The sequence below is a fragment of the Aquimarina sp. Aq107 genome, assembly GCF_943733665.1.
In the GTDB taxonomy this organism is placed as follows: Bacteria; Bacteroidota; Bacteroidia; order Flavobacteriales; family Flavobacteriaceae; genus Aquimarina.
In genome coordinates this window covers 5,275,246-5,297,501 of sequence record NZ_OX030782.1, presented here as the reverse complement: position 1 = coordinate 5,297,501, position 22,256 = coordinate 5,275,246, and the positions used below count along the sequence as shown (strand labels likewise).

21 protein-coding genes are annotated in these 22,256 nt (G+C 32.5%); 11 read left to right on the top strand and 10 right to left on the bottom strand.

Annotation, left to right across the window (positions count from 1 at the left end):
- Positions 1-39: 39 nt before the first annotated feature.
- Entirely contained in the window at positions 40-1,848 is a 1,809-nt protein-coding gene (locus tag NMK29_RS22915) for a sodium:solute symporter family protein (protein WP_108804925.1), read from the bottom strand.
- A gap of 274 nt (positions 1,849-2,122) precedes the next feature.
- Positions 2,123-2,347 carry a hypothetical protein gene (locus tag NMK29_RS22910; protein ID WP_108804924.1) on the bottom strand — a complete coding sequence of 75 codons (225 nt, stop codon included), beginning with the start codon at positions 2,345-2,347 and terminating at the stop codon, positions 2,123-2,125.
- Positions 2,348-2,526: 179 nt separating this feature from the next.
- Between NMK29_RS22910 and NMK29_RS22905 the strand changes: the two genes are divergently transcribed.
- Positions 2,527-3,444, top strand: a complete 918-nt coding sequence (locus NMK29_RS22905; protein ID WP_108804923.1) for a LysR family transcriptional regulator — start codon at positions 2,527-2,529, stop codon at positions 3,442-3,444.
- A 124-nt stretch (positions 3,445-3,568) separates the two neighbouring features.
- On the opposite strand, the gene NMK29_RS22900 is transcribed toward NMK29_RS22905, so the two are convergent.
- Positions 3,569-4,534 (bottom strand): sodium-dependent bicarbonate transport family permease, encoded by a 966-nt coding sequence (locus NMK29_RS22900; protein WP_108804922.1) that lies wholly within the window; start codon positions 4,532-4,534, stop codon positions 3,569-3,571.
- 55 nt (positions 4,535-4,589) lie between these two features.
- The gene (locus NMK29_RS22895; RefSeq protein ID WP_108804921.1) at positions 4,590-4,877 is read right to left on the bottom strand and encodes a hypothetical protein; all 288 of its coding nucleotides are present in this window, start codon (positions 4,875-4,877) and stop codon (positions 4,590-4,592) included.
- Between the two features lie 844 nt (positions 4,878-5,721).
- Here NMK29_RS22895 and NMK29_RS22890 point away from each other — a divergent pair.
- From NMK29_RS22890 to NMK29_RS22850, 9 genes are all read left to right on the top strand, one after another.
- Positions 5,722-7,980, top strand: coding sequence for a tyrosinase family protein (locus NMK29_RS22890; protein WP_108804920.1), 2,259 nt, complete (start codon positions 5,722-5,724; stop codon positions 7,978-7,980).
- A gap of 16 nt (positions 7,981-7,996) precedes the next feature.
- Positions 7,997-10,210, top strand: a complete 2,214-nt coding sequence (locus NMK29_RS22885) for a LodA/GoxA family CTQ-dependent oxidase (RefSeq protein WP_108804919.1) — start codon at positions 7,997-7,999, stop codon at positions 10,208-10,210.
- A gap of 6 nt (positions 10,211-10,216) precedes the next feature.
- On the top strand, positions 10,217-10,660 hold the full coding sequence (locus NMK29_RS22880; protein ID WP_108804918.1) for a hypothetical protein: 444 nt from the start codon (positions 10,217-10,219) through the stop codon (positions 10,658-10,660).
- The gene (locus NMK29_RS22875) at positions 10,660-11,808 is read left to right on the top strand and encodes an NAD(P)/FAD-dependent oxidoreductase (RefSeq protein ID WP_159092319.1); all 1,149 of its coding nucleotides are present in this window, start codon (positions 10,660-10,662) and stop codon (positions 11,806-11,808) included. Before NMK29_RS22880 ends, NMK29_RS22875 begins: the two co-directional genes overlap by 1 nt.
- Positions 11,809-11,829: 21 nt before the next feature.
- The gene (locus NMK29_RS22870; protein ID WP_108804916.1) at positions 11,830-13,455 is read left to right on the top strand and encodes a hypothetical protein; all 1,626 of its coding nucleotides are present in this window, start codon (positions 11,830-11,832) and stop codon (positions 13,453-13,455) included.
- Between the two features lie 110 nt (positions 13,456-13,565).
- The gene (locus tag NMK29_RS22865) at positions 13,566-14,000 is read left to right on the top strand and encodes a hypothetical protein (protein WP_027394888.1); all 435 of its coding nucleotides are present in this window, start codon (positions 13,566-13,568) and stop codon (positions 13,998-14,000) included.
- Between the two features lie 64 nt (positions 14,001-14,064).
- Positions 14,065-14,961: a metallophosphoesterase family protein gene (locus NMK29_RS22860; protein ID WP_108804915.1), complete on the top strand. Its 897-nt coding sequence runs from the start codon at positions 14,065-14,067 to the stop codon at positions 14,959-14,961.
- An 11-nt stretch (positions 14,962-14,972) separates the two neighbouring features.
- Positions 14,973-16,151, top strand: a complete 1,179-nt coding sequence (locus NMK29_RS22855) for an AraC family transcriptional regulator (RefSeq protein ID WP_108804914.1) — start codon at positions 14,973-14,975, stop codon at positions 16,149-16,151.
- 109 nt (positions 16,152-16,260) lie between these two features.
- Positions 16,261-17,388 carry an acyltransferase family protein gene (locus NMK29_RS22850; RefSeq protein ID WP_199915065.1) on the top strand — a complete coding sequence of 376 codons (1,128 nt, stop codon included), beginning with the start codon at positions 16,261-16,263 and terminating at the stop codon, positions 17,386-17,388.
- Here NMK29_RS22850 and NMK29_RS22845 read toward each other — a convergent pair.
- From NMK29_RS22845 to NMK29_RS22835, 3 genes are all read right to left on the bottom strand, one after another.
- On the bottom strand, positions 17,385-17,939 hold the full coding sequence (locus tag NMK29_RS22845; RefSeq protein WP_108804913.1) for a hypothetical protein: 555 nt from the start codon (positions 17,937-17,939) through the stop codon (positions 17,385-17,387). The two genes, NMK29_RS22850 and NMK29_RS22845, sit on opposite strands and share 4 nt — an antisense overlap.
- A 102-nt stretch (positions 17,940-18,041) precedes the next feature.
- Positions 18,042-18,281, bottom strand: coding sequence for a NifU family protein (locus NMK29_RS22840; RefSeq protein ID WP_027394883.1), 240 nt, complete (start codon positions 18,279-18,281; stop codon positions 18,042-18,044).
- A gap of 3 nt (positions 18,282-18,284) precedes the next feature.
- Positions 18,285-19,427 (bottom strand): Mrp/NBP35 family ATP-binding protein, encoded by a 1,143-nt coding sequence (locus NMK29_RS22835; protein WP_108805473.1) that lies wholly within the window; start codon positions 19,425-19,427, stop codon positions 18,285-18,287.
- A 196-nt stretch (positions 19,428-19,623) separates the two neighbouring features.
- Here NMK29_RS22835 and NMK29_RS22830 point away from each other — a divergent pair, with 196 nt between their 5' ends.
- Positions 19,624-20,454 (top strand): hypothetical protein, encoded by an 831-nt coding sequence (locus NMK29_RS22830; protein WP_108804912.1) that lies wholly within the window; start codon positions 19,624-19,626, stop codon positions 20,452-20,454.
- Positions 20,455-20,476: 22 nt separating this feature from the next.
- On the opposite strand, the gene NMK29_RS22825 is transcribed toward NMK29_RS22830, so the two are convergent.
- The 3 genes from NMK29_RS22825 to trmB are packed head-to-tail and all read right to left on the bottom strand — an operon-like array spanning position 20,477 to position 22,122.
- Positions 20,477-20,809 (bottom strand): MGMT family protein, encoded by a 333-nt coding sequence (locus NMK29_RS22825; RefSeq protein WP_108804911.1) that lies wholly within the window; start codon positions 20,807-20,809, stop codon positions 20,477-20,479.
- Positions 20,796-21,434, bottom strand: coding sequence for a LysE family translocator (locus NMK29_RS22820; protein ID WP_108804910.1), 639 nt, complete (start codon positions 21,432-21,434; stop codon positions 20,796-20,798). Before NMK29_RS22820 ends, NMK29_RS22825 begins: the two co-directional genes overlap by 14 nt.
- A 13-nt stretch (positions 21,435-21,447) precedes the next feature.
- On the bottom strand, positions 21,448-22,122 hold the full coding sequence (gene trmB / locus NMK29_RS22815; protein ID WP_108804909.1) for a tRNA (guanosine(46)-N7)-methyltransferase TrmB: 675 nt from the start codon (positions 22,120-22,122) through the stop codon (positions 21,448-21,450).
- Between the last annotated feature and the right edge of the window lie 134 nt (positions 22,123-22,256).

Below are 22,256 nucleotides of genomic sequence, written 5' to 3'. Positions count from 1 at the left end.
CGACACTTCTTAAAATCGAATATTTATAAAAACAACTGATTAAACAATAAGATCTTTACCTATTTTTCTCCAAACTATTACTAATAAAATACCTGAGATTACAGTTCCTGATCCAATAATTAATGATTCTTGTAAATTTCCATAAATTATATGCCCAGTTGTAAAAAGCACTCCATATACCAAGAAACATCCTAATAACAATGCTAGTATACCAGACGGCACACTCCATCCTTCTATATTATCTGCAATATCAATATTATCTCGTTTTGCCTTTGTAATAACATGTTTCCAACCAGGTCCTCCTGGTTGTATTTTTTTATAAAAGTTTTGTAAAACACTATCACTTTCTGGTTTTGTCAATAAAGTTATAGTTATCCAGGCAATTGTTGTTATAAACACAACTGTCGGAAGCTTTGCCCAACTTGACATAATTGCATCATCTCCAAATACGCTATCTCCAATCGGAGAAGCGAATATTAATGAAACTACTCCTGAAATAATCATGGCTGATATCTCACTCCAAGAATTAATTCGCCACCAAAACCACCTAAGAATAAAGATAAGTCCTGTACCCGCTCCAAACATGATGATAATATCAAAAAGTTGTTTTGCATTCTTAAGATACAATGCAAACAATGCACTTAAAACCATAAGTACAACCGTTGATATTCTTCCGACCATAACCAGTTCTTTCTCGGATGCTTCTTTCTTTATTTGTTGTTTATAAAAATCATTTACGATATAAGAAGATCCCCAATTAAGATGTGTAGATATAGTGCTCATATAAGCCGCAACTAAAGAAGCAAATACCAATCCTAAAAGTCCACTTGGTAATTTTGCTAACATAGCCGAATATGCTAAATCATGCCCTAATTTATCTTCTGCTACATTTGGAAAAGCTTCTTGAATACTAGCTATATCTGGAAATACAATCAACGAAGCTAACGCTACTAAAATCCATGGCCAAGGTCGCAGTGCATAATGCATAATATTAAAAAAGAATGTCGCTCCGATTGCATGATTTTCATTTTTAGCAGCTAACATACGTTGCGCTATATAACCACCACCTCCAGGCTCTGCTCCTGGAAACCAAGAACTCCACCATTGCACTGCTAAAGGAATTATCAATAGTGTTATAAGTGCTTCTTTATCATTAAAATCTGGCAATAAGGACAACTTATCAGACACATTAGGATGCTTTATTAAATTCTGAAGCCCTCCAACCTCTGGTATATTCACTAAATAATATGCTGCTCCTATTGCTCCTACAATAGCTATAAAGAATAATAATAAATCAGTATAAACAACACCTTTAAAACCTCCAAGAGCACTAAATATAACAGTAATCACTCCCGCATAAACTATAGTTTCCCAAGGCTCTAAACCGAGCATAATACTACCTATTTTGATTGCAGCAAGAGTAACACCAGCCATTGCAAAAACATTAAAAACCAAACCTAGATAAAGCGCTCTAAACGATCTAAGAAAAATTGCAGGAGTACCTCCATAACGTAGTTGATAAAACTCAATATCTGTGCTAACATTAGATCTTCTCCATAATTTAGCATATATAAAAACCGTTAGGAGTCCTGTAATCAAAAATGCCCACCACATCCAATTAGAAGAAACTCCATCTTTTCTTACAATGTCCGTCACGAAGTTTGGAGTATCAGTAGAAAAGGTAGTTGCTACCATAGAGAACCCTAATAACCACCAAGGCATATTTCTACCTGACAAAAAATATTCTGATGTACTTTTACCTGCTTTTTTTGAAACGATCAGACCGATAAATAATGTAGTAAGTAATATAACTATGATAATAGTATAGTCGAGTGTGCTTAATTTCATGTGATTGTATTTGCTGTATTCTTAATTACATTTGTAGTGTGGAGGCTATTTTATTGTCAATATAAATGTTTTACACTTGTCAGTGGTTCATTTATTTAAATAATTATCTACAAATTAAAAATAATATAAAAAAGTAGTTATTTAAGTAAATAACTACTTTTAAGCAATCAATAATGAAAGCATTACAAACAAAAAACTATTTTGGACGTTTTATAACTTTCTAACTAATTCAAATTTTGGCTAATCTTACGATGTTTTTTAGAATTATAAAGAATCATATCACAGATAATCTTCCTTTTAATCTTTTATCGATTTTACGTTTTTTCTCTGTTATCAATTTCATGATATCCATTAAGTAGGGATCTTTACTTTTCTTATAAATTTCGTTAATACTTAGTACTAATGATTTAGCTTCTCTGGATGCAGAAACTCGATCACTTGTACTCATATTACTCATACTTCTCTTCTGAAACTCTCGTGCTTTTTTTAATAAATCCATAGAAAATACATTTTAAATGAAACTTTTAATTCTAAATAAAACGAAGAAAAATGTTAGGCAAATCTATTCTATCCTTATATTAATTCACACTCTCACATTATTCTCTCTTACCTCTAATTTACAACAGATTTTTCATATATTTTTATTTATATTTGTAATCATATCTATTAACTTTATTTATGAATTATACATTGCATCAGCTGCAAATTTTTTTAAAAATTGCGGAGAAAGAAAGTATTACTAAAGCTTCCGAAGAATTACATTTAACGCAACCCGCTGTATCAATTCAACTCAAAAACTTTCAAGATCAATTTCCCATTCCTCTTACTGAAGTTATCGGAAGAAAACTTTATATCACCGATTTTGGAAAAGAAATTGCAATTGCAGCTCAAAAAATAGTAGATGAAGTCAATCAAATTAGTTACAAAACAAAAGCGTATCAAGGCCATCTATCCGGTGTTTTGAAAATTTCTGTTGTATCGACCGGAAAATATATTATACCCTATTTTTTATCAGATTTCATGAAACAACATGAAGGTGTAGACCTCATCCTTGATGTAACCAATAAGCAACAGGTTGTTAATAGTTTAGAAAAAAATAATGTTGATTTTTCTCTTGTTTCTGTATTACCAAAACATCTACAAATTGAGAAAACAAAACTTATGGAGAATCAATTGTATCTAGTAGGTAACACCTCAGAAAAATTTACAAAGAAAAAATATCAAAAATCCATATTTTCCGAACTTCCTTTAATTTATAGAGAGTCTGGTTCTGGAACCAGACATACTATGGAAACCTATATAGAAAAAAATGATCTTCCTGTTAGAAAAAAAATGGAATTAACTTCTAACGAAGCAGTTAAACAAGCAGTAATTGCAGGGTTAGGATATTCAATAATGCCTCTTATTGGTATCAGAAACGATCTAGAAGCGGGACGTTTACAAATCATTCCTGTACAAGGTTTCCCTATAAAATCAATCTGGAATTTAATTTGGTTAAAAAACAAAAAGTTTTCTTTAGTCGCAGAAGCTTTTCTAAAATATGTTGAGGAACAAAAAGATGAAATAATTAAAGACAAGTTTCATTTTTTTAATTGATAAGGTATATATAGAAGATTAATACATATGCCTTATAACATAATAAATAGTTATGTTATTCATCATAAACAAAACAGGTTCAAGATTAAAATCTTGAACCTGTTTTAAAATATATCCATTATTACTAGTTAAATATTTGTACCAAATACAGATATAAAGGTAACCCTATTGTAATATTAAATGGAAAAGTTACTGCTAATGCCATTGGAACATAAAGACCTGGATTTGCTTTTGGTGCAACTAATCTCATAGCTGCAGGCACTGCTATGTAAGAAGCACTAGCTGCTAAGATTGCCAATAAGAACCTATTTCCAATACTTTCGATAAAAGTAGTACTAATTAAGGCTACTAGAATACCATTAAACAATGGGATCACTATAGAAAAGAGTACTGCAAACCAACCTTTCTTTAAGAAAGAAGAAATCTTTTTTCCACTGGTAATTCCCATATCTAATAGAAATACTGCCAAAAACCCTTTAAAAATATCTGTTGTAAATGGTTTTATATCTGCAGCTTGCTCTTGACTTGCCAAAAACCCTACGACCAAACTTCCAATAATGAGTAAAACACTTCCATTGGTTAATGCGTGCTTTAAAACTTTTCCTAACGGAATAGCATCCTTAGTATTTTTATTCATTATCGACATTAAAAGAACACCTATCATAATAGAAGGCGCTTCCATAATAGCCATAACGGCTACCATATGTCCTCCAAAAGAGATTTGCTCCATTTCTAAAAAAGAAAGTGCGGTTACAAAAGTTACCGCACTTACTGAACCGTAGGACGCAGCTATCGCCCCCGAATTTTCTATACTATACTTTCGCCTTAGAATAAAAAATGTGTATATCGGCACAACGAGTGCCAATACTACCCCAAAAATAAGAGACCATATGATCTCTAATGTTAATTCACTATGAGAAAGTTCTTGACCACCTTTAAATCCAATAGATAGTAATAAGTATAAAGAAATAAATTTTGATGAGTTTCCTGGAATTTCTAAATCACTCTTTAGTCGTGCTGCTATAATTCCTAAGAAAAAAAATAATAAGGCAGGATTAGTTAAATTATCAATTAATAAATGTAAATCCATAATAAAGACAATACTATCTACTTTTTAAGTTTGGATATGTTTAAAAATTATTAGATTATTTTTTAATTAAAGTAATTTGGATATCACTCTCAATCTGCAACTCCAAACCTTCTCTTCGAGCTTCCATTATAGTCTCTCTTATTGATTCTTTTGCTTTCATTAATTCATCTATCCTACTATATAATTGAGGTGTATCATCATTACAATCTTGCTCAGTAATACATAATCTCTGTAGCTTATGAAAATTAATTTTTTTATCTATAAAAATGTTAAGGATATCTGATGCTTCTGATGGGTTAAAAACTCCGTCCATTAGTTTAACTTTTTGATCTGTAAGTACCATAATTTCAATTTTTATTAATTACTATTTGTTTTAATTTCTAAATACTTTTTAGGTTTTGATTCTTCTTATGATTTATACTTTGAAAAATAAAAACAACAAGAATTACAAAACCTGATATAACTAATTCTTTCATAAATAAATAATCCTGTAAAGAGGATAAAAGAAGAATTATAAAGAATAAACCAGCAAGAAAAATTTTATTAATTATTTTCATGTCAAGTGATATTTAGCTTACAATTACATTTCTGTTTTCAACCGAATAAAAATTCAGTTTCATCAATATGTTAAGCAACGTTTTACGTAAAATTTTGTTTAAACTCGAAACAAAAGTGAGAACATTTTTTCATATATTTTTATTTATATTTTCAATATAAAACATAAAATTATTTTATGACTTAAAATGTTTGTTAATTCATAAAAACATACTCTCTTCTGACGCCTCTTAGAAAAGAAGTGTAAAAAAAGCCACATAAATATGTGGAAACTTAATAATGGACATTTAATCTGGTTATTATCAAAATTGTTGATTATAGGATAACTGTGTAAATTTTCCTCCTTGCGCAAATGCCTGTAACAAGTAATTCGCGCTATAGTCAATTACATTCGTTTTTTGTTTCTAAAATGGAATATTAGTTAGACCTGTTATTTAGAATTTAAAAAAATATAAGGAGGTGTTTCCTCAAAGCTCCATCATTATTCCAAACAATAAAAAGCGTAAAAACTCCTGTTTTCAAAACTAAACACGAATTAAAAACGATAAAACAGGTGTTTCTACCTATACTAAAAATTCCCCTAAATATATAGCTTTGAGAAGCAGGGCTTAACTAAAATATAACTCACTATTATGTCTGGTAAAAAGAAAATAAAATCTCAATATGAACAGGTAAAAGAAATCCTTAATTTATTACAAGGAAAAACAGTTCCTAGTTATCAAGGGTTACATGCTTTTTGGTTAGATCCAGAAACTTTTATGAAGGCCTCCTTATATGGACAACGATTAATTGCGCCTAAAGGTGGTAATGACTCTAATCAAGATCCTAATGAATGTTGTGGAACTAAGAGTTCATCATCATCCTCATCAATCTCATCAAAACAACCTGCTAATAATAATACTGGATGCTGCGGATCAAAAGAAAAGGCCTCCGATACAGCTTCATTACAACCAGCCGTAACTGCTGTGCAACAGCCACCTACATTAGAATCAATAGGAGATTGCTGGCCATCGGGAGGTTCTAGCGGCGGTGGCAATAATCCCACTGAAAAACGAAGTGATCATTCTGCCATTATTATAGGACTTAAAGGTCAATATCCATTTGATGATAGTATTTTCCCAAAACTATTATGGGATGCAGATGCCTCTGCTTCAACGGATCAAATACAGACTATTGCTAACTGGATAGATGCTGATTGTCCCTTAACTCTAGAGGAAGAGAAAAATAATCAATCAGAAATACTACGAGCTTCTACTACCAATAATCATGTAGCACTTGCTAAGGGAGAATTACTGCATCAAGTATCTACAAATAAAACCAATAAAGATCATCGAGATAATAAAGGGTTAACGATCAGAAAAGAAGTAAGTTCACTAACTCCTGACGAGCTAAAAACGTTTAGAGAAGCGCTAAACTGTATGTTTCAATATACGGATTATTGGCAAGATGAAAGAAGTTTTGACTATTGGGCAAGGATTCATACAGATTCTTGTCAGCATGGATGGGAGCAATTTACCACTTGGCATCGACTATATTTATATTTTTTCGAGCAGAAACTACAAGATTATGACCCAAATATTGCTTTGCCATATTGGTCATGGACTGACTATGCAGATCAGAACAAAAACACCTTTAATAATAAGGAATACGATCTAGGAATACTCCCAGAAGCTTATGGGTGTTATCTAACTCAAAAAGGATTAGACAAACTTAAAGACAAAAAAACTTCTGAAGGTAAATCCATACTAAATAAAAAAGAAGTTTCGGCATTAGAAAAAATTGTAAAAAAAGGTACCATATACAATTCTGGCTTACGTTTCTTAAAAGCTGCAGGAATTCCTTACGAAATTATCAATGTAAATAATGTAGCTGTATGGTCAGACAAAATAAGAACCATTTACGACACTTTAAAAGAAACTAATCCATTATGGTTCCCGAATCGATGGCCAGGATCTATGGGACCTCTTTCTCAATACCCAACAAAAGATGACATCAATTTACTTCTTTCATTGGATAACTTTGGTGATTTTGGAGGAGGACCATCATACGATCATCATTATGGATCTTTGGAAAAAGTACATAATGGTATGCATAACTTCTCTGGTGGCACTAATCCTACTTACCCAGATAATAGTGATGAATGGAAAAAAATATACCAAAAGTTAAAGCTAACTCCTGATCCTCAAAGCAAGGAAAATCCAATATATGGATGGATGACAGACAATAGAATAACGGCTTTTGATCCGTTGTTTTGGGCACATCATTCTAATGTTGATCGATTATGGGCTAGATGGCAGGAATTACATACTGGAACTCCTCAAGAAATGAATGCGGTTCTAGCACCGTGGTCTATGACAGTTCAGGATACTATGAGTATTCAAAAACTAGGATATACCTATATGAAAGATTCTGTCTTTTATGATGTATCAAGTAAAGTAGGATTAATAAAATTTAATAGCGCACCGACTAAAGTTTCTTCAAATACATTAGATACGCATCGCAAAGCAGAAATTAAAATTCATAGAGTACAACGAGGAAATCTACAAAATGCTCATATCAGAGTATTCTTAAACTCACCTGAGGCTACTATCGACACTCCTACTAATGGGAATGAACACTTTGTAGAAGAAATTTCTACGTTTCACGGAAGCTGTTATGGAGGTCCAGGACATTGTAATTTACCTCTGGACAAAACAAGACAATTTGATTATAGACAACTACACCACCATGAACCCAGAAACTATAAAATTAATGCTACCGATGCTGTACAACGCCTCTTAAACAATGGCGATAAAGATATTACAATACAACTAGTGATCTTAGGTATTGATGGAAAACAGATTGATAATGCGGTATATATCGATGGTGTATCCTTAAACTTCATGGACTAAATAAAAGCAACATATAATGGACAACACATATACTACTTTTAAAATTCATCCAAGTATTGGAATTGCAAGACTTGGTAATACAGAGGATGACTTCTATCTTACTCCAGAGCAACCTGGGACATTACCTATTGCCTGTGATGAAATGGGAAGAGAACAAAAAGACTCAAAAGGAAATCCGATAAGAGTAAGCTCTTTTAAAGATAGTAGTGATCTCTCTAAAATTAAAAAACAAGCAGCAAGGTTTAGAGTATTTGCTTATAAAAGCGAAAAAGATACTCAAGGAGAAGAAATTAAAATAGGAGGAACTTATGATTTTGTATATCAAACTGCTGTAACAGCTCCTCGGATAGTCCAAGGAAAAGTAACCGACATTGATTGGACAGTACATTTAGCTAACAAAAAAGCTTCTTGGTATGAGTTTCAAGAAACGAACGGACAGCAAGGATATGCACCTAATCATCCTCTTAGAAATCCTGAAGTTACGCAACCAGACTTAAGAAGACAACTGATTATTGATCCAGGACCGCTAACAGTAAACCTTAAAAATAATAAAGGTGCTTTTGCCAAATTCGGTTCAGAAAGTAAAAAAATGGATATTAGTAAATATAAAAAAGTATCATATCCACAAACTTTTCCTCCTTCGGATATACAACCAAATTCTATAGAAACATTAGGTAGTTTATTAGTGAATGAGCAAGAAAAAAACATCCGATTGATTGTATTAGGAGGAAATGGAAATTCAGGCTCCACAAAAACTCCTGTTATAGAAAGTTTTGTTAATAACAATGGCTGGTTTGATGATATTTCAGATGGACCTGTGACTGCAAAAATCGAGTACACCTTCACAGATATTACTTATGAAGGTGATAAAGAAATAAAAACCAAAACTACTGGAACTATGGACGTACAGGTTCCTGCTTGGGTTGTGGTTGGTTATCCACGATATGTTCCTGAAATGGAAGATATGATCACAATGGATGAAAAGATGTATGATCTTTTTGTTCGTAAAATGGCATATGATCCACAAGTCTTCGGGGTACCTCCATTCACCAAAGAAAACAATAACCCACAAACTCCAGAAGAGCTAGACATCTGGAGAAACGAAGCCCGATACAACCCAGATTATTATCCAAAATTTTACAAAGAATTATGGCCTCAATTACGAAGGCCTGATGACTTCAAATACACTTTTGTTTTTGATTTTTTTGGAGGTGGAGACCCACATAATAGAGGAACTGGAGGAAATTTGAATTATGAAACACTTTCTATTCCTCCAGAAAATGGAAAAGATCCTTATTACAGATTAAGACAATTTATTTTAGGGATTATGAGGCAAACCGATCAACTAAACGACTATGAAGTGGAAGGCAATTATAATTCTACTTCAAACAAACCACGTTTAATGCCAATGCTTTGTGGTGATAATCCACTTAGTAATACTGCTCCTCAAAAGTTTCTATCCATGACAGAAACACAATTATTCTTTTTAAAACAATGGGCTAGCGGAAAATTTGTAAATGAATGTGTTGAGTGGGGAGAAAATAATAAAAAATGCACCAATCCTTGGTCTAGTCCGCCTAAAACTGGAATTGGAATTGACAGAGGTGTACTGAGTAATGTTTTAGGCGGTGCTTTTTGTCCAGGAGGAGAACTCTCTTGGATTGTAGATAATCCTGCCATCTATAGTGAACCGTATAGAATCAAACACGCTACATATATAGCAGGAGGACTAAGCCTTCCTCAACCTATTGCCAATCAAGATGGCAGTGCAGCTCCAAACCTTTCTAAAGGTCTAGAACCAGGGGATCTTACCAAATATATAGGAATTCCTTGGCAAGCAGATTTTCATGAATGTACATTTCAGAATATAAATACCACCTATGAAAAATGGAATACTATTTATCCTGAATCCGTTGGAGATCCGGTAGAACAGCAAATAGCGTATAACATTCCTTGGTGGCCTGCTCACAGGCCTATTGTAGTGCCTGAATCCCTAAATGGTCCACAGGTTTATTGGGCATCTGGAATCCCTAATAACAATGCTGGAGATTTACAAATGGTTCAAGCCTGGAAAGACCTAGGGTTTTTAATAACTGAAGGAACCGGAATTACAAGACAATTTTATCAGATAGAACGTAATAATGAAGCTTTAGGAGAACCTGTAAAACCAGGAGATCGTGTATTAGGGCAAAGTTTTGGAGAATCTAATAAGGAAAATAACAGAAATTAAGACATTATGAACACACCAATTAATTCAGTTCCTGAAATCCTAACTGGAACATGGACGTATCGAAGTTTTCTAAGCAATCCTGATCTAGATGCAGATTTTGATTCTTTAGAATTTGGAAGAGGAAATATCAAAATAAACGAAGCGCCTATGCAGACCTTAGATGGTTTAATATACGGTCCTGGATGGGAACTTAAACTAACAGGTAGTATTGGATATGGAAATCCTTTTACACTACAGTTTCAGGGAAAAGGAATTGTAGGTGGTGCCGAATGGATCTATAATTATTTGGGATACTATGTGCCAAATTGGATGAACGGTATAGATCAGCGACCAGCTATTGTTGGATCAATTGTTAGAGAAATACCACATCCAACGGGACCAAACGGAAAATCAACAGCTCCAGCTGGAGTAGTTGCTCAATGGATCGCTGTAAAACAAGACCCAAGTTAATGAACAACGACGCTATCAAATATGATGTAATTATAATCGGCGCAGGTGTTGCTGGATGTGCTACCGCTATTTCTTTAAAAAATGAAGCTCCACACCTAAACATTGCAATTATCGAGCGTGCTTCTGAACTAAAAACTGAAGACCCAACCTCCTATAGAATAGGAGAAACATTACCGCCACACGCATCTCAACAATTACAAAATTTAGGCATATGGAAATCCTTTTTAAAATGTAATTTCATCAATGCATACGGAACTTCTGCAGCTTGGGGTTCTTCAGAATTATATCATAATGAATATATATATTCTCCTTATGGATATGGATGGCATTTAGATAGGATAGTTTTTGATCAATTTATGATTAAAGAAACTAAAAAAAAAGGAGTCTTTACCTATTTCGAGACAAGCGTAATATCTTCAGAAAAGACCTCAAACTATTGGTACCTACAAATTAACACTAAGAAAAGACAAACTGCCATAAAATCCAGCTTCGTAATTGACGCCACAGGAAAAAAAGCTGCTTTTTCTTGCCTTCAAAAAACTTTTAAAATAAAGGAAGATCAAATGGTTGGGATTTATCGCTTTTACGATATTTCTAATCAAAATGAAAATAAATCTAGGTTAGGAAATGGAACTTGTGTAGAATCTGATCCATACGGTTGGTGGTACAGCGCTACTTTACCAAATAAAACACTTGTAATTGGATACATGACAGATACTGACATTGCCAATGAAATGCAATTAAAAAAAACAACTGTTTTTAATGAACTGCTTTATAATTCCTGTTATACCTATTCTAGGACACGCAAAACAAAAAAACTTTCGGAACCTAGAGTGGTCGCAGCACACACACAATATTTAAGTTCTGTAGTAGGCAACTCTTGGCTAGCAGTAGGTGATGCAGCATCTAGTTATGACCCTATTTCATCTTTAGGAATTTTTAAATCTTTAGCTATGAGTCAATTTGCTGCCTACGCAACTTTAGATGATTTAAAAGGTAACCGATCTGGATTACATAAATATCAACAAATCATAACAAATGATTATCTAGGATACCAGAAAAAGAGACAAGAATATTATAACCAGGAAAGTCGATTTACCTCATCTCCTTTTTGGAAAAGAAGACACACAAACATCAACTATAACTAATTAACCTTAAACCTTCATATTATGAAACATGCATTACAACTTTTTAAATCGAATACAAATCGAGTCATAGCTATTTTATGTATTTCATTTATATTATTTTCCTGTAACGATAAAGTAACTGTGGAAGAAAATAATGATACAGCAGAAATAACCATAAATAATGATGATTACAAAAAAATACCTCCTCCAGTAAAATTTTCTGCTGATATCCCTGTAGATGTAAATCCAATAGTTCAAAAAAAGCTTAAAGACAAAAACCAACTATTTAAGCTTAACGAAAAATTTAATGAATACAGTTGGCAAGCTTTTATAGCAATTATGTGGCCTAGAAATGACAAGGGAGCTCCAACACCAAAATTTACAGACAAAGGGGAACCAACTTGGTTAGGATGGAAAGAAGCTTTTCAGGTATACCGCGCAGACGGCAAAACACCTGCACCTTGGGGGAGTCCAAGAACTGCTTCAGGATTAGGATTATCTAATGATGTTCTTACTAATACAAACGCTAGAGTAGTACTTTCTTCTAGGACACCAACAACCCCAAAAAATTTCGATATCGCTGATGAAGTAGACCAGGCTTTTGCAGGAAAACTTTTTGATCAAAATGGGAATGTAGTGGTATATGAAGTATTAATGAATAAGGAAGAGTTTGATTATATTATTACAAATAAGCTCTATAATATTAATGGACAAACCAAATTTTCTGAAAATGGAGTAATCGCAGATTTTCCTAAAGGTAATTATGACGGGAAACAACTTGGTGCTATAGAAATTAAATTTGCATGGAAAATCCTTACCGATAGCGATCATAAAGATCGATACTATCAGGAAGAAGGATATATTATTGGCCCAGATGGTTCTTCTTTAGTCAAAAAGGATTTGGGTATGATCGGTTTTCATATTAGTCAAAAAACTCCAACTGGAAAGCAATGGGTATGGTCTACTTTTGAACATATTGATAATTTAGATCAAAATATCATCGAAAAAGATGGAAAAACAACTGTAATCCCTCCTTCTCTTACAGATCCTAACTGTGAGATTTGTCCTGTAAATATCGACGTGACAAATGGTGGTACAACCTATACACATAACAAAGGAATACACGGTGATTTTTGGACTATTTCGAATAATAAAACTAGTAAGTATTTTGCTAATAGCGATGTTATGAAAACTCAAGCTAAACGTATGGTAGATATTCCTATGCGAGTAACTCGAGTAAATGAAAAAATGCAAGCTTATTTTAAACAACAAAAGAGTGTTTGGCAATATTATCAGTTAATTGACACTCAATATCCAACAGATCAAAATGTACTCCCAGGAAATCATACAGAAAGTGGATACAAGGTCCCAAATTCTGTAGTCAATAAACCTGGTGGCAATCCGAATCTGGCTTTGCTGACTAATATTACTATGGAAACTTTTTTTCAGTCAGGAAACCAATCAGCCTCTAACCTAATGGAGGGAAATCCTGCTAGTGACATTACCATTTTTGGTACAGAAAGTTGTATGGGTTGTCATTCTAGTGCCGGAATCTATGAATACAAAAATGGAAAATTAACATCGGGAGATCAATTAAGTGGTGATTTTAGTTGGCTACTAGGCAAAGCGAAATGGGAAGAAGGAAAACCTAAAAAACTATCCAACTAATCTAATATATAGTGAAGTTAAATTATATCAAAAAACATAAGACTTTATTCTAATAAATTAAATACCCTTTTTGCCCAAAATCAAGTTTAACTTTAAAAACGCAGCAGCAAATGTACTATTCTAAACAAAACTCTTGTTCTTGTAATACAGAAGTTTCTACAAAGCAGGTTGGTAAACATACCAAGAAAATTAATGTTTTGAATATTCTATCTGCTGTTGTGTTTTTTTTATTTCCAAAATGCGCTTTCTGTTGGGCAGCTTATGCTTCTTTCTTTAGTTTTATTGGACTCGGTAAATTGGACTATAATTCTAAATGGAAGTATGTTATTCTTACTATATTTTTATCAGGAAGTATAATCTTAATGTGGAGACATTACAAAAACAAATCTTGGATTAATATTCTTCTATACACTTTTGGGCTATCTATTTTACTTCTTACCTATTACCTCAACTACAGTCAAACGTGGTGGTTATATATAGTTGCTTTTTTAATGATTCTAAGTAATTTTCATTTAAAGAAAAAACAAGTACTTAGTCATCCTTAATATTTATTAAATAGTATCCCATAAAAACATATAGTATTGTATATTTATACAAAAAGTACTGTATATGTCATCCCAATCCCGTCTGGATCGTGCTTATAAAAATGCAAAAATTATTTCTTTTGATGACAGTTCTAAGTTCATCTTATTTAGCGATTGTCATCGAGGAGACAATAGTTTTGCAGATGACTTTGCTAATAATAGAAACATCTATTTTCATGCACTAAAACACTATTATAATGAAGGATATACCTACTGCGAATTAGGAGATGGAGATGAACTATGGGAAAATCTTAATTTCGAAATCATTCTTAGAGCTCATAAAAATGTCTATGAGTTATTGCAGAAATTCTTTTTTGAAAATAGATTAGAAATGATTTGGGGAAATCATGATATGGTATATCGAGATCCAAAATATGTAAAAAAATATTTAAGCTCTTATTTTGATCGAAAAACAAATAAAGAAACACCACTTTTTCCGGATATAATATTCCAAGAAGCTATTATATTAAAACACACAACATCCAATCAAGAGATTTTTTTATTACACGGACATCAAGCAGATTTCATGAATTATGTAGGTTGGAGAATTAATAGATTTTTGGTTCGTTTTTTATGGAAGCCTCTACAAGTGGTAGGAATAGCAGACCCTACAAGTCCTGCCAAAAATTATAAAGAAACTATCAAGGTAGAGCGAAGAATCAAGAAATGGATTGCTAATCAAAAAAATCAGTTTACTATTATTGGTCATACGCATCGTCCTCGTTTTCCTGAAGCGGGCGAATTAGCCCTATTTAATGATGGTAGTTGTGTACATCCAAGATCAATTACTGGAATCGAAATAGAAAACGGTTGTATCACCTTGATAAAATGGCAAATTGCTACTACAGAAGATGGCTCTCTAAAAATAATTAGAGTTCCACTGGAAGGACCTCAAAAATTAACTGATTTTATTACAGAATAACATAGTTAATAATGCAGGATTTAAACGAAATACTCGATCAGATTCCAATTCGGCACGACGTTTTTTCCTATATCATGTTTTTAGGAATCACTATAGGTTTCCTGTTGAGTTTTGTAATTCTTTTACGAAGCTATAAAAAAAACATCGCATTTCGGTTTCTTGCACTATTCCTTATTATACAAGGCACTATTACACTGGATAACTTTTTATGTTATACCGGTTTAATGAAATATACCATTGGGTTTAATGATTCTAGTGAGCCTCTAGTACTTATTCTAGGGCCAAGCATATATCTATTTGTTTATACCTTATTAAAGCGAAAAAGGATCGCATTAAAACATAGTGGATTGCATCTAATTCCTGCTATTTTGTATGGTATTTCTCAGCTGCAATACTATCTTCAATCTGATTCGATTAAACTCAATGCCTATCTCAACGCATATTTCCCAAAATTAAAAACAGCGTCCGTCCCCAACAATATAGACTATAGTTACCTTTTGATCAAAGATGAGTTTAGATGGCTAATTCTTGCAAGCTTTACCATATACATCTTGTTATCATTTAGAATCCTTTACTTCTATTTACGAAGACAAAACACAAGTCTTAGTCGAAAAACGATTCATAATAAATACTCCTTTACTCGTAATCTAGTTATTTCATTTCTGATCGTTTTTATTATAATTTTTTCAATTTATTTGAATTATGAAGATGATTCGGGAGATCACTACATAACGGTTTTTGTAAATTTTACGGTTATTATAATTGCCTTAATTATGGTGTCCGAATCTAGGTTTTTTGAAAACACATGGATTGCTGAAAAATACGAAACTTCTAGTTTTAAAGATCAAAAGATCTCGATAGAGGAAATCAAAGAATTTATAGAAAAGGATAAATTTTACCTACAAAGTTCCGCTTCATTAAAAAAACTTTCAGAAGAGCTAAATTCAAGTTCTAATTATATATCCCAAGTCATCAATACATCTACTGGACTTAATTTTAATGATTTTATTAATCAGTACCGAATTGAAACATCCAAATTACGTTTAACAGACCCTAATTACAGTCACTTAACTATAGAAGCTATAGGGAATTCTGTTGGATTTAACTCAAAATCAACGTTCTACAATTCTTTCAGAAAACATGTAGCTATGTCTCCTAAAGCATTTGTTACACTAAAAAAAGCTACTTGACCGTAGAATAAAATGTCTAAAATTACAATTCTGCACATAATTCGATTAATTTTCAATCCAATTCGAAAAGAAATATTTCACTTTTGGAAAAACAAATTTTTCAAAAGATATGGACAAAAATATTCGTCGTTACGACCTAGATTGGTTACGGGTTATTGTATTTGGTTTACTCATTTTTTATCACGTAGGGATGTTTTTTGTTCCTTGGGGATGGCATATTAAAAACAATGAAATTTCTGAAGGAATGCGTTGGCCAATGCTATTTTTAAATCAATGGCGTTTACCTATACTATTTGTCATATCAGGCATGGGAACTTATTACGCATTATCTAAACGAAGTTTATCAAAGTTCAACTTAGAGCGATGCTTACGACTTGGTATTCCATTGATATTTGGTATGCTGGTAATAGTACCTCCTCAGATTTATTTCGAAAGATTGGTTACAAATCAATTTACTGGATCTTATTTTTCTTATCTAGCAACAGAAGCTTTTATTGGAGTTTATCCAGAAGGAAATATCAGCTGGCATCATCTTTGGTTTTTACCATACTTATTAATATTCTCCATTATTCTTTCTCCTTTATTTATAAGAATTAAGAGAAATCCATCACGATTCATTAATTGGATACGACAACAAATTCAAAAACCCTATGGATTATATCTATTTATTATACCATTATATCTAATAGAATCTTTAATAGAACCTTTCTTTGATATTACGCATGCCTTAATTGATGATTGGTTCAATTTTATTAACTCTATGACCTTGTTTTTATTTGGTTTTATATTAATAGCTATTGGTAAAGAATTCTGGCAATCGATCGAGAATATAAAATCTAAAGCACTAGTTATTGGTATTATTGCCTTTTCCATTCAGCTTTTTATATGGATACAAGGAAAAGACAGTTTTCTTATTCACTTTACTGAAGCGTTGGTTAAAGTAACTAATTTATGGTCTTGGATATTAGTGTTATTTGGTTATGCTGCAAAGTATTTAAATAGAAAGAGTGGAATTCTATCTTATTGCAATAGAGCAGTATATCCTTTTTATATTCTGCATCAAACAATCACGATTATAATTGGGTATTATTTAATGAATTTAGAATGGAATATACTCCCAAAATTTATTGTAATGGTAGTAGGGACTTTTTTAGGAAGTTGGGTAATCTATCATTTCCTGATATTGAAGATTCCTTTGTTGCAACCACTTTTGGGACTAAAAAAAGATAATCATTAGTCTATTGAGGTATTAGGTATTGTTAGTTCATTGTCATTTGGGACTGTGTATTCTGTGCACGATCCTTTTTTAAGATTATAGCTTTCAAATGGTATTTCTATCCAATATTCATCTCCAAAGAATTTGAAAAAATAACGCTTATCTACATGAACTTCAAACACATCTTGAACCTCATAATAACCGTCTTTTTCTACTATATTACCAGCTGAATCTTTCGATTTTATAGTGATATATTTTTCTTTTAGATAATGGATATATGTAGAATCTTTACAAAAAAGAAGATGTTTGGGCTCTGCTGTGCCTCCATTCCAATTGACATCTCCATTATTAACTGTAAGTTTATAACTATAGCTATGAGTAGTGCCGTAATTAGAATTTGTTATAATACCTCTATGAGTTGTGTTTTTATTAGTTTTTTCTACTACTAAATGTGTGTCATTTCTTAATAACGTATTTGTTATATCTATACGTTCTGTAGTTTTTGATCTACAACTTGTAATTAAAAAAATTAATCCAAAACTAATAATCTGTAGATAAACTAATTTTTTCATTACTATCCCTCTTTAGGTTTTTAGAATTGAAACTAAAAAGCATATGCTCAAGAAAAGTAGTTTTCTTGAGCATATTACTTATAAGATTTATTACATCTATCTTTATTCGATGTTTACAACCTCTTCGATTTGAGGAGCATATTTTTTGATAGTCATCTCAACTCCTGATTTTAAAGTCATTTGATTTACACTACAACCAACACAAGCTCCTTCCAACTGAACTTTGACTCTTTTATCATCTTCAATACCTACTAATGAAATATTACCTCCATCACTTTCTAAAAAAGGACGAATTTCATCTAGTGCTTTCTCTACATTAATCTTTAATTCTTCAGATGTCATTTTCTATTTTTTTACTGCAGAACACCCTGCCATTGTTGTTATTTTTATCGCCTCTGTTGGTGGAAGGTTTTCATTTCTATCCACAACTTCCTGAACAACATTTCTTGTTAATTCTTCGAAAGCCTTTTCTATAGGAGTTGCTGTTTGCAATGCTGCAGGTCGACCTACATCTCCTGCCTCACGTATACTTTGTACTAAGGGTATTTCTCCTAAAAACGGAACCTCAATATCTTCTGCAAGATGTTTAGCTCCTTCTTTACCAAAGATATAATATTTATTGTTAGGAAGCTCTTCTGGAGTAAAATATGCCATATTTTCTATAATACCTAATACAGGTACACTAATACTTTCTTGTTGAAACATTGCTACTCCTTTTCTAGCATCGGCAAGTGCTACATTCTGAGGTGTACTAACTACTACTGCTCCTGTAATCGGTAAAGATTGCATAATCGATAAGTGAATATCACCTGTTCCTGGAGGTAAATCCAGCAACAGAAAATCTAATTCTCCCCAAGCGGCATCAAAAATCATCTGATTTAATGCTTTTGCTGCCATTGGACCTCTCCAAACAACGGCTTGATTGGGTTGCGTAAAAAATCCTATCGATAATATTTTTACTCCGTAATTCTCTACAGGCTTCATTTTGGATTTATCACCAACCTTTACTGATAATGGTCTCTCTCTTTCTACATCGAACATAATCGGAGCAGATGGTCCATAGATATCTGCATCTAATAGCCCAACGCTAAATCCCATTTTTGATAAGGTTACTGCCAAATTAGAAGTCACAGTAGATTTACCAACACCTCCTTTACCAGAAGCGACTGCAATAATATTTTTAATACCAGGAATTGCTTTTCCTTTGATTACATTTTTTTCTGATTGTTTAGGAGCGGGTGCTTCTACTTTAATATTTACTTTTATTTTAGCTTTTTCATATACCTTTTCATGAATAGCTTTCATAATATCAACTTCTGCTCTTTTCTTAATGTGCAATGCAGGAGTAGATAATTCTAAATCAACGATTACTTCATCTCCAAAAGTGATAACATTTTTAACGGCACCGCTCTCCACCATATTCTTTCCCTCTCCAGCAACTGTAATCGTTTCCAAAGCTTTTAATATCTCTGATTTTTCTAACTTCATGTGTATTTTTCCTTTTTCTAAAAACGAATCAATATAGAATGATTCTGAAGGCAAAGATAGGTCTAAAAGTTAAGATTCTAAAACCTATAAATATTGAAATCTCCTATGACTATATCATCAGTAACAATATGCTTATATGCTTTAATGGTATGGTTTGTGATAAACTAGAATTTCTAGATTAAATCAATCATTACTTATGAAACGAACACTTCTTTTCTCATTATTATGCATCATCATTTCATCCTATTCCTTTGGTCAAGGAAAACTAGAAAAAGCAGAAAAAGGATTGAATAAAAGTAGCAACTATTACTCATCATCTTCTAGATCTAGATCATCATCCAGTTCTTCTTATGAAGATAATTCTCTTTGGATTGGATTAGCTATGGTTTTTATAGAAATGGGGTTATACGCAACCTATTATGGTTTAATTGAAAGTCCTACAGAAAAAGAGCATCTTGCTAGTAATGCATTTATCACTAAATATCCTTATCATAGTTCTAATAGGGGAAACTATGCATATAATTGGGATGGAGACACCAACCTTTCTAGAGTTACCCTAACCAATCGATTTATAGCCGAAAACAATGAATTATATGGCAATCATATCAATGCGGATTTTAGATTTTTAAAGAGAGTTAGTATTGAAGCGGATTACCTGCAATTATGGGAGAACAATACTTTTTTTGGAAATAATTCTCTTGCTACATTTACATTTCTAGCAAAATATTATAGAGTTCGTACAGAAAAATTTAATGCCTATTGGGGTATGGGTGCCACTTATATTGCTGGAGATGTAGAGGAGTTAGGGTTTACCTATGCTATCGGAGCAGAATACTTTTTTGCAAAACCACTAAGTATAGAACTAAATTATAACCAATCTTTAATTAACACACGTTCTTCGGATAAGTTCAATGCATTGCTTAACTATCATATCAACCAATTTAAATTTAATGGAGGATATGAATACCTACGAATTGGTGGTATTGGTTTTTCTACGTTTTCTGTTGGTTTAGGAGTTTTTATTTAAGAAATAAGAAGTAGTAAGAAATCTATAATTCTTCCATGGGATCCCAAAATAACTTTTCAAAATTCTGTATTTGATTATCAATTACTTCAACATCTTCATTTTCTAGTAACTGTTGCATTAAGTTCGTTCCATCAAAATGATGTTTTCCAGTTAAAATTCCTTTTCTATTTACTACCCTATGGGCAGGCACATCTTCTTGTTTACCAGAAGCATTCATAGCCCAACCCACCATTCTCGCGCTTCTTGCTGCTCCAAGATATTTTGCAATAGCACCATAGGAAGTTACTCTTCCATAAGGAATCAGTTTTGCCACTTCGTAAACTCTATCAAAAAAATTATCATTAGTATCCTTCATCCCAAGTATATATTATTCTAGCTAAAGTTAGCATAACCAAAACCAACATTAGTATTCCCATAAAATAATTAGAATACTTTGTTATAGAAGCCGTCTTCTTTTCTATTTTAAGAAAAGAAAGCACATAGAAATATAAGGTTACAAAAGTTCCTGTTCCCGCAGCAATCCCAAAGGCTACGATTCTCAATGCATCATATTGTATCTTTCCACTAACGCTCATTGCTGCTGCTATAGTACAGAAATAGGGTATCGGTAACACATTTACAAGAGACATCATCATTCCTTTAAAAAGACTACGCGAACCTGCATGTTTATATACTTTAATCTTAGTTCTTCTTTGTTTTGCTTTTACAAAAAAATAAACAGCCATTAAGAAAAATATTACCGCACCTGTTCTGAGCAACATATTTTTTACATAAGGATTAAAAAATATATATTTTGCGAGTAAAATAGCTAGTAAAGCTTGTATAAAAACCACCGCAGAAGCACCTATAGCGACTAAGACACCATTTTTCTTACCTCTTTCTAAGCATGTCTTGGCCACAGTCATGTTAATTAATCCTGGAGGAATAACTCCTACCAAGGATGCAAAAAAAGTAACGAGAAAGAGTTTAGTAGTTTCCAAATCGATGACGCAATTAGGTAATTTTAAACTGGATGTAAGTTATAGGTTTATTTTCTTCCAAATATTGTTTTTCATAAAAAGTTTGAATGGAAGTTACTGCTTCTGGAGATCCTTCTTGATGATATACATTATGATTAGCATACAACACTTCATGACCTTCTCCGTGTAATAATCCTAGCGTATATCCATGCATAAATTCACTATCTGTTTTAAGATGCATTATTCCATCTGCTTTAAGAATCTTTTTATAGCGTTGTAAAAAGTCGTGGTTGGTCATACGATGTTTTGTACGCTTATATTTAATCTGCGGATCAGGGAAAGTTATCCAAATCTCATCAATTTCTCCTGTATCAAAAATGTGATCCACCAACTCTATCTGAGTACGAATAAAAGCAACATTGTTCATCTCTTTCTCAATAGCTGTTTTAGCTCCTCTCCAAAACCGAGCACCTTTAATATCTATTCCAATAAAATTTTTGTCAGGATATTTTTCAGCTAATCCAACAGTATACTCTCCTTTACCACATCCTAGTTCTAATATAATAGGATTTTCATTTTTAAAAAAATTCTCTCTCCATTTCCCTTTAAATCCCAGAGAATTACTAAGTACTTCTTCTCTTGTAGGCTCTACTACATTCTGAAAACTCCTATTCTCATTAAACCGCTTTAATTTATTCTTACTTCCCACGTGTTTATCTTCTTCTATATGTATTTGACTATTTAACTTGTTTTATGTTACATATAAGTCTTGATTTCTTTTTCTTCATTAAAAAGAATCAATCCTAACTACTTAAAAACATATACAATACATCCATTACGCTA

Coding starts and splice junctions, on each gene's coding strand:
- NMK29_RS22915 (WP_108804925.1), bottom strand. CDS start 1,848: ATGAAATTAAGCACACTCGACTATACTATTATCATAGTTATATTACTT.
- NMK29_RS22910 (WP_108804924.1), bottom strand. CDS start 2,347: ATGGATTTATTAAAAAAAGCACGAGAGTTTCAGAAGAGAAGTATGAGT.
- NMK29_RS22905 (WP_108804923.1), top strand. CDS start 2,527: ATGAATTATACATTGCATCAGCTGCAAATTTTTTTAAAAATTGCGGAG.
- NMK29_RS22900 (WP_108804922.1), bottom strand. CDS start 4,534: ATGGATTTACATTTATTAATTGATAATTTAACTAATCCTGCCTTATTA.
- NMK29_RS22895 (WP_108804921.1), bottom strand. CDS start 4,877: ATGGTACTTACAGATCAAAAAGTTAAACTAATGGACGGAGTTTTTAAC.
- NMK29_RS22890 (WP_108804920.1), top strand. CDS start 5,722: ATGTCTGGTAAAAAGAAAATAAAATCTCAATATGAACAGGTAAAAGAA.
- NMK29_RS22885 (WP_108804919.1), top strand. CDS start 7,997: ATGGACAACACATATACTACTTTTAAAATTCATCCAAGTATTGGAATT.
- NMK29_RS22880 (WP_108804918.1), top strand. CDS start 10,217: ATGAACACACCAATTAATTCAGTTCCTGAAATCCTAACTGGAACATGG.
- NMK29_RS22875 (WP_159092319.1), top strand. CDS start 10,660: ATGAACAACGACGCTATCAAATATGATGTAATTATAATCGGCGCAGGT.
- NMK29_RS22870 (WP_108804916.1), top strand. CDS start 11,830: ATGAAACATGCATTACAACTTTTTAAATCGAATACAAATCGAGTCATA.
- NMK29_RS22865 (WP_027394888.1), top strand. CDS start 13,566: ATGTACTATTCTAAACAAAACTCTTGTTCTTGTAATACAGAAGTTTCT.
- NMK29_RS22860 (WP_108804915.1), top strand. CDS start 14,065: ATGTCATCCCAATCCCGTCTGGATCGTGCTTATAAAAATGCAAAAATT.
- NMK29_RS22855 (WP_108804914.1), top strand. CDS start 14,973: ATGCAGGATTTAAACGAAATACTCGATCAGATTCCAATTCGGCACGAC.
- NMK29_RS22850 (WP_199915065.1), top strand. CDS start 16,261: ATGGACAAAAATATTCGTCGTTACGACCTAGATTGGTTACGGGTTATT.
- NMK29_RS22845 (WP_108804913.1), bottom strand. CDS start 17,939: ATGAAAAAATTAGTTTATCTACAGATTATTAGTTTTGGATTAATTTTT.
- NMK29_RS22840 (WP_027394883.1), bottom strand. CDS start 18,281: ATGACATCTGAAGAATTAAAGATTAATGTAGAGAAAGCACTAGATGAA.
- NMK29_RS22835 (WP_108805473.1), bottom strand. CDS start 19,427: ATGAAGTTAGAAAAATCAGAGATATTAAAAGCTTTGGAAACGATTACA.
- NMK29_RS22830 (WP_108804912.1), top strand. CDS start 19,624: ATGAAACGAACACTTCTTTTCTCATTATTATGCATCATCATTTCATCC.
- NMK29_RS22825 (WP_108804911.1), bottom strand. CDS start 20,809: ATGAAGGATACTAATGATAATTTTTTTGATAGAGTTTACGAAGTGGCA.